This window comes from Sporosarcina highlanderae (genome assembly GCF_030433715.1).
Taxonomy (GTDB): Bacteria; Bacillota; Bacilli; order Bacillales_A; family Planococcaceae; genus Sporosarcina; species Sporosarcina highlanderae.
This window is the reverse complement of record NZ_JAROCC010000007.1, coordinates 31,805-46,588: the sequence shown is the minus strand read 5'-3', so window position 1 is coordinate 46,588 and position 14,784 is coordinate 31,805. Positions and strand designations below refer to the sequence as shown.

17 protein-coding genes and 1 pseudogene are annotated in these 14,784 nt (G+C 41.5%); 7 read left to right on the top strand and 11 right to left on the bottom strand.

Annotated features, from left to right (window positions below; all coding sequences use genetic code 11):
• Positions 1-122: 122 nt before the first annotated feature.
• Genes argD through argC form a run of 4 tightly spaced genes read right to left on the bottom strand, consistent with a single transcriptional unit; the run spans position 123 to position 4,277 of the window.
• Positions 123-1,265 (bottom strand): acetylornithine transaminase, encoded by a 1,143-nt coding sequence (argD, locus tag P5G49_RS10215; protein ID WP_301243607.1) that lies wholly within the window; start codon positions 1,263-1,265, stop codon positions 123-125.
• Complete coding sequence (gene argB, locus P5G49_RS10210) at positions 1,262-2,041, bottom strand: acetylglutamate kinase (protein WP_301243606.1); 780 nt, start codon at positions 2,039-2,041, stop codon at positions 1,262-1,264. Before argB ends, argD begins: the two co-directional genes overlap by 4 nt.
• Positions 2,004-3,227 carry a bifunctional ornithine acetyltransferase/N-acetylglutamate synthase gene (gene argJ, locus P5G49_RS10205; protein WP_301243605.1) on the bottom strand — a complete coding sequence of 408 codons (1,224 nt, stop codon included), beginning with the start codon at positions 3,225-3,227 and terminating at the stop codon, positions 2,004-2,006. The genes argB and argJ overlap by 38 nt, the downstream gene beginning before the upstream one ends.
• 15 nt (positions 3,228-3,242) lie before the next feature.
• Entirely contained in the window at positions 3,243-4,277 is a 1,035-nt protein-coding gene (gene argC, locus P5G49_RS10200) for an N-acetyl-gamma-glutamyl-phosphate reductase (protein ID WP_301243604.1), read from the bottom strand.
• A 231-nt stretch (positions 4,278-4,508) separates the two neighbouring features.
• On the opposite strand from argC, the gene P5G49_RS10195 reads away from it, so the two are divergent.
• The 3 genes and pseudogenes from P5G49_RS10195 to P5G49_RS10185 all read left to right on the top strand — a co-directional run bounded on the left by P5G49_RS10195 (position 4,509) and on the right by P5G49_RS10185 (position 6,689).
• The gene (locus P5G49_RS10195; RefSeq protein WP_435877209.1) at positions 4,509-5,246 is read left to right on the top strand and encodes an enoyl-ACP reductase FabI; all 738 of its coding nucleotides are present in this window, start codon (positions 4,509-4,511) and stop codon (positions 5,244-5,246) included.
• Between the two features lie 130 nt (positions 5,247-5,376).
• A pseudogene (locus P5G49_RS10190) lies at positions 5,377-5,478 on the top strand (hypothetical protein); the annotation flags it as partial.
• Positions 5,479-5,507: 29 nt separating this feature from the next.
• A complete protein-coding gene (locus P5G49_RS10185; protein ID WP_301243603.1) occupies positions 5,508-6,689 on the top strand; it encodes an amidohydrolase in 1,182 nt (393 codons plus the stop codon).
• A 73-nt stretch (positions 6,690-6,762) separates the two neighbouring features.
• Here the strand turns inward: P5G49_RS10185 and argH are convergent, their stop codons facing one another.
• A complete protein-coding gene (argH, locus tag P5G49_RS10180) occupies positions 6,763-8,091 on the bottom strand; it encodes an argininosuccinate lyase (RefSeq protein ID WP_301243601.1) in 1,329 nt (442 codons plus the stop codon).
• Between the two features lie 269 nt (positions 8,092-8,360).
• Here argH and P5G49_RS10175 point away from each other — a divergent pair, with 269 nt between their 5' ends.
• From P5G49_RS10175 to P5G49_RS10165, 3 genes are read left to right on the top strand one after another with little or no spacing between them, the layout of a single operon-like run.
• Positions 8,361-9,278: a cation diffusion facilitator family transporter gene (locus P5G49_RS10175; protein ID WP_301243599.1), complete on the top strand. Its 918-nt coding sequence runs from the start codon at positions 8,361-8,363 to the stop codon at positions 9,276-9,278.
• A gap of 41 nt (positions 9,279-9,319) precedes the next feature.
• Positions 9,320-9,880, top strand: a complete 561-nt coding sequence (locus P5G49_RS10170) for a branched-chain amino acid aminotransferase (RefSeq protein ID WP_301243597.1) — start codon at positions 9,320-9,322, stop codon at positions 9,878-9,880.
• The gene (locus P5G49_RS10165) at positions 9,877-10,833 is read left to right on the top strand and encodes a TRM11 family SAM-dependent methyltransferase (protein ID WP_301243595.1); all 957 of its coding nucleotides are present in this window, start codon (positions 9,877-9,879) and stop codon (positions 10,831-10,833) included. The genes P5G49_RS10170 and P5G49_RS10165 overlap by 4 nt, the downstream gene beginning before the upstream one ends.
• A 65-nt stretch (positions 10,834-10,898) precedes the next feature.
• Here P5G49_RS10165 and P5G49_RS10160 read toward each other — a convergent pair whose 3' ends face one another.
• The 6 genes from P5G49_RS10160 to P5G49_RS10135 all read right to left on the bottom strand — a co-directional run bounded on the left by P5G49_RS10160 (position 10,899) and on the right by P5G49_RS10135 (position 14,483).
• Entirely contained in the window at positions 10,899-11,219 is a 321-nt protein-coding gene (locus tag P5G49_RS10160; RefSeq protein ID WP_301243593.1) for a MazG nucleotide pyrophosphohydrolase domain-containing protein, read from the bottom strand.
• 22 nt (positions 11,220-11,241) lie between these two features.
• On the bottom strand, positions 11,242-11,709 hold the full coding sequence (locus tag P5G49_RS10155; RefSeq protein WP_301243591.1) for a hypothetical protein: 468 nt from the start codon (positions 11,707-11,709) through the stop codon (positions 11,242-11,244).
• Complete coding sequence (locus P5G49_RS10150) at positions 11,706-12,203, bottom strand: GyrI-like domain-containing protein (protein WP_301243589.1); 498 nt, start codon at positions 12,201-12,203, stop codon at positions 11,706-11,708. Before P5G49_RS10150 ends, P5G49_RS10155 begins: the two co-directional genes overlap by 4 nt.
• Before the next feature lie 21 nt (positions 12,204-12,224).
• Positions 12,225-13,403, bottom strand: coding sequence for a serine hydrolase domain-containing protein (locus P5G49_RS10145; RefSeq protein ID WP_301243587.1), 1,179 nt, complete (start codon positions 13,401-13,403; stop codon positions 12,225-12,227).
• Positions 13,404-13,501: 98 nt separating this feature from the next.
• Positions 13,502-13,939, bottom strand: coding sequence for an NUDIX hydrolase (locus tag P5G49_RS10140; RefSeq protein ID WP_435877206.1), 438 nt, complete (start codon positions 13,937-13,939; stop codon positions 13,502-13,504).
• 16 nt (positions 13,940-13,955) lie between these two features.
• Complete coding sequence (locus P5G49_RS10135; protein ID WP_301243583.1) at positions 13,956-14,483, bottom strand: histidine phosphatase family protein; 528 nt, start codon at positions 14,481-14,483, stop codon at positions 13,956-13,958.
• Positions 14,484-14,511: 28 nt separating this feature from the next.
• On the opposite strand from P5G49_RS10135, the gene P5G49_RS10130 reads away from it, so the two are divergent.
• A complete protein-coding gene (locus tag P5G49_RS10130; protein ID WP_301243581.1) occupies positions 14,512-14,727 on the top strand; it encodes a hypothetical protein in 216 nt (71 codons plus the stop codon).
• Positions 14,728-14,784 lie beyond the last annotated feature (57 nt).

The following is a 14,784-nucleotide window of genomic DNA, read 5'->3' as shown; positions in this document are numbered from 1 at the left end:
TTGTACAATATAAAATGCTATACGAGCATACCATATAAATCCATCCTGAAAATTCTTTTGAACCATAAAAAAAGGATCCCACTATTCCGTGAGATCCGTTTTTTCTATTTAAAGTTTTTAGGTTAAATAGTACTTGGTATTTGCAAGGCGGAAGACAATAGACCAATCGCCTGATCGATTTCGCCCACGGTCACCGTCAAAGGCGGCAGCAATCGAATGACAGACGGTCCTGCCTGAACGACAAGCAAGCCCGCTTCCTCCGCTTCACGGATAAATGTCGTAACGTCCTCTTTGCAATCAATGCCGATTAACAATCCTTTGCCCCGTACTTCATATGTTGTTGGCAATATCCCCTGAAGTTTTCCAATTACATAATCCGATTTACGTTGGACCTCCTCTAAGAACGTACAGTCAAAGATATGCTCCACGACTGTTTGTGCCACAGAAACTGCTAACGGATTCCCCCCGAACGTCGTCCCATGGGTCCCGGGTCCGAATGCATCGAATAACTCCGCTGTTCCAAGCATTGCACCAATCGGGAATCCCCCACCAAGTCCTTTTGCAAGTGTCATTATATCCGGTACGAGCGAAGTTTGCTCATATGCATAACGGGTTCCTGTTCTTCCAACCCCGGTTTGCACTTCATCGACAATGCATAAAATTCCTTTTGATTTACAAATCTCGGCAATTGTATCAGCAAATTCGGAAGTGATCTCGTGTACTCCACCTTCACCTTGGATCACCTCAAGCATGATCGCCGCTACGTCATCATCTATCGCCGCTATCAGTGCTGCCGGATCATTGAACGGAACCGTTCGGAACGATTCAAGCATTGGACCGAACCCTTGCTTGATCTTCTCTTGACCAGTTGCCGCCATCGCCCCGAACGTACGCCCATGGAAGGATTGCTCGAATGTGATGATGACATGTTTTCCCGTATGCTTTCTTGCAAGCTTTATCGCTGCTTCGTTCGCTTCTGCCCCGCTGTTGCAAAAGAACGCATGTGAAAACTGTGTATCTTTCGTAAGAGTTTCCGCAAGCTTTTCCTGTTCGGGACTTTCAAATAGATTAGAGACATGCCAAAGCTTCTCACTCTGTTCTTTGATTATATCGACAATCGCTGGATGGGCATGACCTAAGCTGACTACGGCGATGCCACTTATGAAATCCAGATACTCCTTACCTTTGTCATCTTTAACAACCGTTCCCTTCCCGCTTACAATATGGATGGGCCGCCTTGAATAGTTATTGAATAAAAAGCTCAATTCAGCACCTCCTCATATGCAATCATCGTGCCTGTCAGATATTGATCTACGATTTGAACAGTTGGAATGCCTGCATTTAGGCAAGCAATCGCGGCGTTCACTTTAGGAATCATTCCTCCATATATATCCCCGGTTCCGACCCATTCAGATAGTTGACTTGGGGATGCCACCTGCTGAAGTTGGCTATCAATCTTAATGCCTGGTGTGTCTGTAACGAGCAGCAGACTATTTGCGCCGATCTCGAGTGCAACCTTACTTGCAACCGTATCAGCGTTTACGTTAAGTGCAATCCCATCGTTAGTAGCACCTAAGCATGAAATCACCGGCACAATACTTGCAGCAAACAGCTTTTCAATAATTTTATTGTTCACCGACTGGATATCCCCCACAAAGCCGTATCGTTTCTCGTCTAACATTGAGCATTCCAACAATTTTCCGTCAAATCCGTTAAGACCGATTGCTTCAATACCTTTCTGGTTCAACTGATGGACGAGACAAGTGTTGACTTCTCCAACCAATACTTGCTTCACAATTGCTATGGATTTTTCGCATGTCACTCGGATACCGTCATCGATTTTTGAATCGATGCCATTTTTCTTCAGAGCTTCATTGATGAACGGGCCCCCACCGTGGACGATGATAATTTCATTGCCCTCATTCCGCAGCTCCATAAATTTCATGAAGAACTCATCACTCAAACGCTCAAGCATGCTGCCACCTAATTTGATAACAATCCGCTTACGTTCGGTATGATGCATTAATTTGGACGTAGTCATATGTCAAATCACACCCCCAAGCGATTCCATGGCCGCTCCCTTTATTCAGATCCACAAAGATTTTCACTTCGGGCTGTTTTAAATAAAGAAGTAGCTGTTCTTCGGAAAAGATGACAGGCTCGCCATCTTTCACGACTAAAGTTTGGCCGATCGTGATAGAAATTCCTGCAGGGTCCACGGATGCACCGCTATACCCGACTGCCGCAATGATTCTTCCCCAGTTCGCATCACAGCCGAAAACCGCAGTTTTAACTAATGGAGAGCCAACAACCGTTTTAGCGATTTTTCGAGCCTCAATATCCGAAAGTGCCCCATTTACTTCCACTTCAATCAGTTTCGTTGCCCCTTCTCCGTCCTTTGCAATCATTTTTGCTAAATCTTGAGCGACAGCATGTAGTGTTTGAACGAAGGCATTCCAATCAGGATGAGCAGGGGTCAAAGTGGAATTTCCCGCCATACCGTTCGCAAGGACAAGGACCATATCATTTGTTGAAGTGTCCCCATCCACCGTAATCGAATTGAACGTTACATCCGTCACTGCCTTCAACGCTTCCTGCAAATGGATGGATTCAATTTCTGCGTCAGTCGTTATGAAGCCTAACATTGTAGCCATATTCGGTTCGATCATCCCAGAACCTTTTGCGGTGCCTGCAATCATAACCTCTTTGCCGTCAACTTCCATTCGGTAGACCGTATTCTTCATAACGGTGTCAGTCGTCAAAATAGCTTGCGAGAATTGAATCGAACCTTCCAAACTATCAACTGGATTCAACTTCTCAATCCCATTCAACAATGGCTCCATATTCAATTTTTCACCAATAACGCCAGTTGAAGCGACTCCGACAAGATTGGCTGCGATGCCGAATTTTTCGGCAGTCTTCTCCTGCATCGTCAGTGCATCCAACATCCCTTGTTTCCCTGTGCACGCATTCGCGTTACCCGAATTGATGATGACCGCTTGCATCTTCCCTTTTTGAACCGCTTCCTTCGTTACGATAAGGGGCGCAGCTTGAATCGCATTCGTTGTGAAAACACCTGCAACGCTTGCGGGAACCTCGCTAAGTAAAACCGCCAAATCGTATTTTTTATGCTTTAATCCACAATGGATTCCGACTGCTTTGAACCCTTTCGGTGAAGTGATGTTTGTACCCGAAACATGTTTTGCCTGTTGGATGGCAACTGTCATACCTTTTCCTCCTCTTTAAATGAATAGCGGCACTTCATTCAATCCTGTAGTTTCTTTCAATCCGAATAATACGTTCATATTTTGAATCGCCTGCCCAGCCGCACCCTTCACCAAATTATCGATGACTGAAACGATGGTGGCCCGGTTCGTCCGCGGATCCACTTTCACGTGAATATCACAGAAATTCGTGCCGTACACTTGCTTCGTACAAAACTTGGCAGATTCAGGCATGACACGGATGAACGGCATCCCGTCATAATACTCTCTCAAACAATCGAGGAGCTTCTCTTCTGTAACGCATTCTGATAGGGGCGCATAGCTTGTTGACATGATTCCACGCGTCATCGGAACGAGGTGCGTTGTAAATGTCACTGGTGTTTTCTGGTTGCCAAACAGTTCGATTCCCTGCTCGATCTCAGGGATATGCTGGTGTTGATTAATTTTATAAATTGATAGATTTTCATTTGTTTCACTGAAATGCGTCATCGGTCCGGGTGTGTTCCCCGCCCCTGACACTCCGCTTTTCGCATCGATAATCAGTCCTTTTGGATCAATGAGCCACTCTTTGATAAGTGGCAATAAAGATAAAAGTACCGCCGTAGGATAACAACCGGGATTCGCAATTAGATCAGCCTTCCGAATTGCTTCTTTATTCCATTCTGTTAGACCGTATGCGCTTTGCTCAATGGCTTCTTTAGGCGCGGGCGTCTTCTTATACCAGTGTTCATAGTCCTCCGCTTCCTTTAACCGAAAATCACCCGACAGGTCAATTAACTTCGGCCCGCTGCCGATGAGCGGGGGCAATAAACGACTTGTAACCCCTGCAGGCGTGCTAGTAAATAGGACATCATAGTCGGTCAACTGCTCTTGGTCGATCTTTAACAGCGGTTGATCATACAAATTGGTTGTATGAGGATACTTCGTTGAAAACAGCGTCCCCTCTTCAGAAGATGTGTATAAATCGATTTGCTGCGCTTCCGGATGATTGTGCAGGAACCGCATCAATTCAAGGCCTCCGTATCCTGTGGCGCCTATAATTCCAATCTTCATGTCCCCACTCCTTTTGCCATTAAAAGTAGTATACGCATGCATAATTATAAAGTCAACTGTATTTTTATAAATAATTATACGGAATTTATGCACATACGATGAATTGGAGTGTTGAATTGAGAGAGAGTATGTTATAATTTTGTTATTATCAGGTACTAATATTAGGTGATAGCTTTTTAAGGAGGACTAATTGTGGATTTATTAAAATTAAAAGGCAAGAATATTGTCGTTATGGGTGTGGCGAATGAACGCAGCATTGCTTGGGGAGTGGCAAAATCTCTATTTGAAGTTGGAGCAAACGTCATTTTCACGTATCGTAAGGAACGTTCCCTTGCCAAACTTCAAAAAGCATTGGAAAGCAACGGCCTTGAGCCCAAAATGATCGTACAATGTGATGTTAATGAAGATGAAAGCATCAAGCATGCTTTCACATTGATCGGCGAAACGCTTGGCACAATCCATGGTGTCGTACATTCCATTGCTTTTGCACATGCTGAAGACTTGAAAAATGATTTTGTGGATACTACAAGAAGTGGCTATGCATTTGCACAAGATTCGAGTTCTTATTCACTTGTTGCAACAGCAAGGGAAGCACGTCGTTTTATGACGGAAGGCGGCTCAATCATAACGATGAGCTACTTGGGAGCTGAACGCGTTCTTGACGGATACAATGTGATGGGAGTTGCGAAGGCAGCGCTTGAAGCGTCCGTCCGCTACTTGGCAAATGATTTAGGGAAAGAAGCAATCCGTGTGAATGCGATTTCAGCGGGCGCTGTACGTACATTGTCTGCGAAAGGCGTTCCTTCATTCAATAAGATTTTAAGTCAGATCGAAGAGAAGGCTCCTCTGAAGCGCAATATTACGAACGAGGAAGTAGCGAAGATGTCGATCGCGATGTTGAGCGACCTATCAAGCGGAGTTACTGGAGAAGTAATTTACGTTGATGGTGGATATCATATAATGGGATGAAAAAAGGAGCCGAATGGCTCCTTTTTTTATTTAAGTACTTACAATTTATTTCTCTCCTTACTGATGCTTACATAGAATCCATGTTCATGTAAACAATATATTTATTGAACGTTAAAAAGGAGAACAATGTATAACAACTACTTATAAAGGCACAAATAAACTGATTACAGGAATCGTATTTGGAGTTCTGACGTTTTGGCTATTCGCTCAAGCAATGGTAAACGTCGTTCCAGTGTAGCTTAATAAAGGAGTGCGTTTAAGGTGAAAGAAAAATTAATGAAAATGCTGGACGAGCGAAAAGATGAAATGATAAAAATCCGTCGATTTTTACACGAATACCCTGAGTTATCATTTAAGGAAGAAAAAACTGCACAATATATCGCGGACTTTTACAAAGGCAAAGACGTCGAAATACAAACGAATGTCGGGAATGGATACGGAATTATCGTGACAATTAAAGGTGGACAACCCGGGAAAACAATTGGATTGCGCGCAGATTTTGACGCGCTTCCGATAGTTGAAGAAGCGGATGTACCATTCAAGTCGAAAAATGAAGGTGTCATGCATGCATGTGGACATGACGGGCATACAGCCTATCTGTTAATACTTGCAGATTGTTTAATTCAATTGAAATCGGAACTCTCCGGCACGATTAAAATAATTCATCAGCATGCCGAAGAAGTTCCGCCAGGTGGAGCAAAAAGCATTGTAGAATCCGGATTGTTGGATGATTTGGATGAAGTATTTGGCATTCACTTACTCCCTATGGGACCAGCCGGAACGATTGCCTACAACAAAGGGTATGCATTCAATGGACGGGCGTACATGAAATTAAAAATACAAGGTAGAGGCGGGCATGGTTCATCTCCTCACCTGGCAAATGATGCAATTGTTGCGGGTGCTCACTTCGTAACTGCTGTTCAAACAGTTATAAGCCGCAGACTCAGTCCATTTGACATCGGAGTTATCACAATTGGCTCGTTTGACGGTGCTGGAACTTTTAATGTTATTAAAGACAGTGTCGTGCTTGAAGGTGATATCCGTTATATGACGGTCGAGACGAAAGATACGATTGAACGGGAAGTCAAACGGCTCGTCAAAGGACTTGAAGCGGAGTTCGATGTTCAATGTGATTTGACGTATACACCGGATTATCCGCCGTTATACAATAATCCTGATCTTACGGAAAAAGTGGCTAACGTACTGAAAAATGCGAATGTGAAAGAATTTACAGATGTGAAAGAAGTGCCTCCAATGGCCCCTTCCGAAGATTTTGCTTACTATGCGGAGAAATTTCCAGCTTGTTTCTTTTATATTGGTTGTACTCCTAAAGGCGTTGAAAAACCGTATTTCAACCATAACCCGAAATTTGATATCGACGAAGATGCACTCCTTGTTGCAGCTAAAGCCGTTGGGCAAGTGGTTTGCAGTATGGAAGGATAAACATTCCAGTAAAAATCGCCAGAACTACACGTCAGCATGGGTAGTTCTGGCGAAAATCATTTTTAGTGATGCTTTAACTCCCTACTTCCTTCATTAACCCCTTATTCCCTTTCGTCAAAATGTTTTCATAATCGATATAGTCGTAAATATCATTATCTATCTTTTCGCTAAATATCAATAGCTCCTGGACGGTCAAATCCTCAATCGCCTTTTTCTCTGCTTCGCAATAAATAATGATTTTCCCTACGATTTCATGCGCATCGCGGAATGGTGTCCCTTTGCTCACCAAATAATCCGCCACTTCAGTTGCATTCAAGAATCCTGCTTTAATTGCCGCCTTCATATTCTCCGCATTCACTTGCAACGTATCAATCACCTTGGACATGATTTCCATGCAATCAAGCACTGTATCGAGCGCATCGAAAAATTGCTCTTTATCTTCCTGCATATCCTTATTATAAGTTAGAGGCAATCCTTTCAACGTCGTCAATAAAGCGAATAAAGAACCGTATACTCTTCCCGTCTTCCCGCGTATCAATTCCGCTGCATCTGGATTTTTCTTTTGTGGCATGATGCTACTGCCTGTCGAATAGGCATCCGCCATTGTAATAAACTTGAATTCTTGGCTGCTCCATAAAATCAGTTCTTCACTCAATCGGCTTAAATGCATCATGATGATTGAGAAATCGGACATAAGTTCCAACATATAATCGCGGTCACTAACCCCATCTAAAAAATTATCGACTGGCTTTTCAAAGCGTAAAAGAGCCGTTGTCACTTCACGATCGATGGCATGTGTCGTGCCTGCAAGCGCACCACATCCCAACGGGTTTTCATCTAACAATTCAAGCGCATTCCCGACACGTTTCTTATCTCGTTTGAACATTTGCTCATAAGCACCTAAATGATGACCAAACGTAACGACTTGCGCACGTTGTAAATGTGTATAACCTGGCATGATGACATTATTCGCCTTCGCTTTTGCATACAATGAATCAATTAACGCCTGAAGTCCATCCATCACCTCAACCGCTTTATTCTTTGCATATAACCTCATATCGACTGCCACTTGATCATTTCGACTGCGTGCTGTATGAAGTTTCTTGCCCGTCTCCCCGATTCGCCCCGTCAAATGCATCTCTACAAAAGAATGGATATCTTCATAATCCCCTTCAATCACTAACTTCCCAGATTCAATATCATGAAGAATCGATTCAAGACCTTGAATGAGCAAGTCCCCTTCTTCCGGCGTCAGCAAATCACTATGGACAAGCATTGTTACGTGGGCTAAACTGCCCGCGATGTCTTCACGAAAAAGTCTATGGTCCACCGGCAATGACGTATTGAATTGCTCCATTATTTGATCCGCACGACTTGTAAAACGTCCTCCCCAAAGCTTCATGTATAATCAACCTCCAATATGTATTTTTATTCATTTTATTGTATTATAATGATTTAACTTACCTATTGCAATGCATTCCAAAACAATCGCCAAATTCTTGATAGACTTGTACCTAAGTGATATGCTTGTATAACTGACTGCAAAAGAGTGATGAAAATGACTAAATACAATGACAAACAAAATTATATGGTTTATTCCTACTAGCCCTTGACAACAATATGTCAGGGGTTTTTGTTTCCCTGGGGAAAATGAGATTGGAGGCAAGATAAATGACAACAAAACAAAACCATTCCATCGCATCCGTATTTGCAATATGGATTAGTTTAATGAGCAATATTGTTTTGACCGTGTTAAAAATCCTTGTTGGTACTCTTTTCAACAGTCCTGTTTTACTCGCTGACGGTTTCCATAACGCAGGAGATGTCGTTGCGTCTGCTGCCGCCTTAACATCCATGCGCTATTCGCAAAGGCCAGCGGATGAAGACCACCCTTATGGCCATGGAAAAGCAGAAGTTATCGGATCCGGTATTGTTGCCATCATCCTTGGTGTAGCAGCTATTTACATCGGTTATGAAGCTGTGAAAACATTTTTCGAAGAACCTGCAAAAGCAAGCGTCATTGCTTTAATTACTGCAATCATATCTCTTATTTGGAAGCAAGCGCTCTATATATACACAATGCGTATCGGTAAGAGAGTGAACAGCAAAGGGCTCATTGCGACTGCCTATGATCACTTGGCAGATGTATATGCCTCCCTCGCAGCAGTCGTCGGAATCGGGTTGGCGCTAATTGGTGATGCGTACGATATTTCTTTCCTTGCCTATGGCGACCCATTCGCTGGAGTAATCGTCTCCATTCTTGTTCTAAGACTTGCCTATGAAATCGGAAAAGAAGCAATGGATATTCTAATGGAAAAGAATGTGTCGGAAGATCGCCTGAGGGAATTTGCTGCCCTTATTCGAACGATTCCTGAAGTAAAACGCATTGACCGTTTACGTGCACGTGAGCATGGACATTATGTTCTTGTTGATTTGCGAATCGGGATTCCAGGAACGATGACGATTCAGGAAGGGCATGATATCTCAAGCGAGATCCGGAACTTGATCATCAACGAACATGCCGACGTGGATGAAGTGCTCATTCATTTGAACCCTTGGTATCCGGGGGAAAATACGGGCAAAATATAGATGATCTACGGTATACTATAGAGTGAAAAGGAGTGTCTCTCATGTTAAAAGAGAAAATTGAGCAATTGGTTGCTGAGAACGAACCATTATTCCCGATTGAAAAAGATTATGCTGCCAAACAAGGGTTACTTAATGAAAACGATGAAGTTGAATATAAAGGGTGGAGCTTTACTGTCATTGAAAGATGTTTGAAAGAGACAGAAGAGGTAATCAAAGAAGAAAATGGGACTTTTATGAATGAACCGGTTTCCTATTTTTCAAGAAACATCGACGAATTTGTGTATGTCGAATCAAGTACCTTCGAAACAATAGGTGTTGACGGCATGGCATTGGAAACGGATGATGTATTCCAGACAACTACAGTTTTGTTTGGATTGAAAGTGCAAAAGAAATGGGGTCCTTTTTTAAAAGACTATTTGGACGCGAAGGTTGGATCTAAGACATTCAGTGCCATGTTTTCCGATAAAGACGGGTTATGGGATGTTAATATCCCCCTCGACCAGTTGGAAGGTTTTACTAAAGAAATGCCAATTACAGATGCAATGGACCTTGCCTATCGATTCATCTTCAACCTGCTTGTAGCGATCGAGGCTACAAATTGAAACAAGCCTTTGAAGTTTTGAATAAGGAATTCATCTACACTTATGTCCGGCAAGTAGATGAACATGAGTTATGCCGTTTGGAAATGAGGGCATTCTTTGGCTACGACAGCCCATCAAACGTCATAAAGAGCAAAGTGGAAATCGATCCAAGCAGGAGCCCTTTCATGAAAGAGCGCTTGGAAGTCATCTTTTCCGGGAACGACTTGAATGAACTAAAAGGACATGCATCCGAATTCGCCACACATAAAACATTCAAAGTGACATCCCTTAACTCAATTGCCCTTGAAACCACACCAAAACTCCATCATCCGGAAAGGCGTTCTATCGAGCGGGAAATCGGTGAAGTGATTCAAGGGGAAGCCGATTTGTTAGAACCCGAAGTAAATTTTGGAATCGTTTTATTAGATGAAGTTTGGTATTTCGGCATTCTCAAAGAAAGCGAGCCCATTTGGCGATTTCATATGAAAAAGCCCCATATGTATTCCACAGCACTAAGTACGCGGGTCGCGAGGGCAGTCGCCAACATTGCAGTCCCTCACCCTGAAGGAATCCGCGCGATCGATCCTTGCTGCGGCATCGGGACTGTGTTGGTCGAAGCCCGTTCCATGGGTATCGACATCGTCGGAAGAGATATCAACCCTCTCGTTTGTCTCGGTTCAAGGAAAAACCTTGCGCACTTCGGATTGGAAGGTGAAGTTGTCATTGGCCCTATTTCCGAAGTAACGAATACATATGATGCTGCGATTATCGACATGCCGTATAACTTGTTTACACATATCACTGCAGAAGGACAGTTAGACATTTTAAGGAATGCTAGGCGGATAACTTCGAAATTAGTTGTCGTGACGATTGAGCCGATGGATCATATGATTACTAAGGCAGGATTTGAAATTGTAGATCGATGTATTGCGAAAAAGGGAACGTTCGAACGACAGATTGTTGTTTGTGAGTGAATAAAATAAAAACATATAGGACATAACATATGGTTAAAATAAAATATGTTATGTCCTTTTCTATTTCAATTCATTTTCAAATACTCTTCTAAATTCGGAGATTGATTATATTTAACTGTGGCCTGCCTATCCTTTGCTATAATTGCTTTTGACAAATCAATTTGATTGATACTTGCAATGGCTATCGCATAATGGATGACATCAACTAACTCTTTTTCCAGGGAAGTGTCTGATGTAGCTGATTTCCGACCTTCTTGCTGGTTTAGGACTTCAGCAACTTCACCAATTTCTTCGACTAATTTCATAAATAAACCAGTGGATGTACGACCTTTTTTGTATTTTAACGCTAAATAATTTTGGTATGCCTTAAATGTTAGTTGATCCATAGATAAATCCTCACAATGCTTATTATTTATGCTCATACATTTTATCCAAATATACAGTTTCTATCTTCAGACCTTCGCCTACCCTATTCAGAACATAAATATGACGGGAAACTCCGTTGATATGAAATTCAGAAGGATTAAGAACCTTCATATCCAATAGCACGTCATACACATAGTCGCCTTTTGATATAAACTCCGGGTCACTTGTCAATTCCATACTCACTACTTTTATATCCTGAATACCGTGAATTCCATCCTGCTTCCCCTGATCCTCACCATCTTTTAAAAAGAATAATAAATGCTCACTAACTTCAGGTTCATAATCGAAGAGCTCCACATATTCATCCCATTTATGTGATTTTGTATATTCGGTAGACTTATAAATTAGTGATTCTGCTTCTTTTTTGTTAGAAACAAATACTGTCGATATAAATATTATTGAAACTATGAACAATGAAATTACAAAAAGCGCCAACACCACTCTTTTCATTTAGTCAACTTCTTGCTAATAGGGATTAAAATATCAAAGTGGGGATGGTTAACATCGCGATCATGCGGATATCTTTCGTGTTTTATCGGTAAACGATCAAAATACTCAACATCAGGCTCCCTCAATGGCTCATAGTCACTTTCCTTCAGCCAATAAAAGATATTGTCATAAGTCTGACCGATGTTCTGTTCTTTTTGATGATGGATCATTAAGTAAGTCATTTCAGGTACATGTATTTCCCTCATCCCCTCTGGAATTTGCTGTTCTTCGCTAACTTCATACACGGAATAATGTACAAACCCATCAGGACGTAGATGGTAGGACAGTCCTTGCTGCACCTTCGGATTGACTGCATGCTCTAACTCATTAACTCTACTACTCATGCTGAAAATTATTTCTTTCAAAGTACTCACTTCTGTGTACGGGCCATCCCACTTTAATCCGATTGCCCGGTACGCTGGTATGTTGACTATTTTGTATTGGAAATCTTGCATGTAAAAATCCCCTTTTTATTTTTATTTTTCATATCCGAAAAACGACATCTTGCCATTTTCCATTTCTACAATATTGTAAGGTTCGATTTGATCGTAATACCTCCTGACAAATTTCCCTTCGCCTACTGGGTAGATTTCAATGTGAAGATTTCCTGCAAATCTCGTAAAGTATAATTTGCCATTAATGAACTCTACTTCAATCCTATCCTTCAAGTATGTTCCGCAATACTTTTTAAGCTGACACTCCTCGATTGGAATCTCTTTATGCTTAGTTGGGGGAGCTCCATTAACATGATGAAGAATATCTGAAATTGCATTTCCCAGTCTGTACTGATTTATCGCTTCATTATTGGAAAGAATGATGATACAAATATCTTCATCGAAAAAACTCTGCATATAAGTGCTGATCCCAAGGTGATCTCCGCCGTGCGAATATCTGTCTGTTCCGTAGACATGATGATGCACCAGGCCATAACAGTAATTATTTTGGTTCACGCTAAAGAATCTTGTATACGCATCCTCGGAAAGAAGTTTTCGATTCCGTAAACAGGTATACCATTTGTACAAATCCTTACAGTTTGAAACGATGGCACCTGCGCCGATGCTGAACTTTTCATTAAAATACGGGCTTTTGATTGTTTCATCAAAATCTTTTACGTAGTTACATGATCTGTTTTTTAATGGTTTACAACCATCATCAACATCGCTGTTCATTATATATAAAGGCAGGAATATATGGTTTGTTAGAAAATCATCGTATGACTCCCCCGAAACATTTTCAATAATCCATGCAAGCAAATTATAGTTTGAGTTATTATAATCAAATACCGTTCTCACCGGCTTTGTTGGTTTTTTATTAATATACTTCCGGAAAAAATAGTTTCGTGAATAATTCATTCTGTTATAACCGCCAAAAAAATCATCTTCAAAGTTAGTGAAATTATGTAATCCCGAGGTGTGCGTTAAAAGCTGATGAACAGTAATTGACTCGTCAATCTGCATATCGGCGGGGAGGTATAGATTTGCAGGCTTATCGATATCCAGCATTCTCTTATCATATAGTTGCATAATTGCAAAGGCTGTAAATTGCTTTGACATAGAAGCAATCGAGAAGCGCGAGTCCATATTATTTTTTATTCCAAACTCGATATTTGCAAAGCCATATGCATTTTCAAAAAGCACTTCCCCTTTTTTAACCACTTGAATAACTCCGTAAAAGTCCCATAGTTTTAGATAGTCGCTGATATACTCTTTTAGTTTTATTCGCATTTCATGCGTTGATTCACACTTCCCTTCCACTAAAATTCCACATAGAAAGGTTGTTTGCTGTCATCAAGACAGTATTCAATTCTTCGCCTGAAGTTTCCTAAAGTTACCATCTCTAAAGCTTGTTCGATAGGAAAAAATCCTACCTCTATACTCTCTGCTGAAGTTGTTAATTGGCCTCCGATTGGCTTAGCTAAAAACAAGGTATTACAAATTGATTTTTTTACGTTCTGAAATATTCCACAAAACTTTAGTACTTCAATTTCAATACCTGACTCCTCTTTTGTTTCTCTTATCGCCGCTTCTTTCAAAGATTCGCCTTCCTCAACGACTCCACCCGGCATTTCCCAACCTCTCAAGGGTCCTTTAATTAATAATATTTCTTTTTTTTCATTGAGTACTATCGTTGCTGCTGAAACAAAATGTTTAGGTGGTGTGTATACTTTTGTTGTATTTTGGCCCAAAGTCATTTCCCCCTCATTTGTGTTACTTGAAAGAATAGGTCTTATATTCTCCCGTGTCAGAAGAGAATTTCAGTACATTTCCATCAGTTGGTATCCCTTTGAAATAGGCTCCAATACAACCTGTGGTACATCTGTGACCGGTGATGAGCACATTCAATTCATTATCCCCACAAAGTTTTTCAAGCTCTGTCATAAAATCAAATACTCTTTTAACAAAATCAGTTGGTGATTCAACTCCTTTATAAATAGAGGAATCCGGTAATGCCCCGACCACCTCTACTTCACCAACTGGTAAGCCGTCAGCTTCACCTAAATCAAATACATCCAATCGATCATCTACCACAGCAGATACCCCGGTAATAATCTCCGCTGTTTCCACAGCTCTTTCTTGTGGGGAAGAATAAACAAAATCAAACTTTACTTGCTGTAATTTTCCCTTTAATTCTTCGGCTTGTTCGATTCCATCTTCGTTTAACGGTAAACCCATTCTCCCCTGCATTTTTCTTTCTTTATTCCAGTCCGTTTGGCCATGTCTTACTACATATATCATGAATAATCCCCCCTTTTTAGAAATTGCGGTGGTTCTATGGGAAGTTGACTGTGGTCTATGGGAAGTCGCTGCGGTTCTATGGGAACTTGACCTTGTTCTATGGGAAGTCAACAGAACTCTACGGGAAGTTTCCCCAGGTCTACGGGATGTCCGCAGCGTCTTATGGGAAGTCACTGTTGTTCTATGGGAAGCCATCGTTCGCATCCTATGGGAGTTCAACGTAGTTCTACGGGAACTCGCTTAAAATGTGTTTAGTTAATTCGCTTTCCGTAAGAAACAGATATTTCCATACATTCTATAC

Bases quoted from the DNA above. Each gene is read 5' to 3' on its own strand.
- argB (WP_301243606.1), bottom strand. From the start codon at position 2,041: ATGACTACGTCCAAATTAATGCATCATACCGAACGTAAGCGGATTGTT.
- argJ (WP_301243605.1), bottom strand. From the start codon at position 3,227: ATGACAGTTGCCATCCAACAGGCAAAACATGTTTCGGGTACAAACATC.
- argC (WP_301243604.1), bottom strand. From the start codon at position 4,277: ATGAAGATTGGAATTATAGGCGCCACAGGATACGGAGGCCTTGAATTG.
- P5G49_RS10195 (WP_435877209.1), top strand. From the start codon at position 4,509: ATGGGTGTGGCGAATGAACGCAGCATTGCTTGGGGAGTGGCAAAATCT.
- argH (WP_301243601.1), bottom strand. From the start codon at position 8,091: ATGAAGCTTTGGGGAGGACGTTTTACAAGTCGTGCGGATCAAATAATG.
- P5G49_RS10175 (WP_301243599.1), top strand. From the start codon at position 8,361: ATGACAACAAAACAAAACCATTCCATCGCATCCGTATTTGCAATATGG.
- P5G49_RS10170 (WP_301243597.1), top strand. From the start codon at position 9,320: ATGTTAAAAGAGAAAATTGAGCAATTGGTTGCTGAGAACGAACCATTA.
- P5G49_RS10160 (WP_301243593.1), bottom strand. From the start codon at position 11,219: ATGGATCAACTAACATTTAAGGCATACCAAAATTATTTAGCGTTAAAA.
- P5G49_RS10155 (WP_301243591.1), bottom strand. From the start codon at position 11,709: ATGAAAAGAGTGGTGTTGGCGCTTTTTGTAATTTCATTGTTCATAGTT.
- P5G49_RS10150 (WP_301243589.1), bottom strand. From the start codon at position 12,203: ATGCAAGATTTCCAATACAAAATAGTCAACATACCAGCGTACCGGGCA.
- P5G49_RS10140 (WP_435877206.1), bottom strand. From the start codon at position 13,939: ATGACTTTGGGCCAAAATACAACAAAAGTATACACACCACCTAAACAT.
- P5G49_RS10135 (WP_301243583.1), bottom strand. From the start codon at position 14,483: ATGATATATGTAGTAAGACATGGCCAAACGGACTGGAATAAAGAAAGA.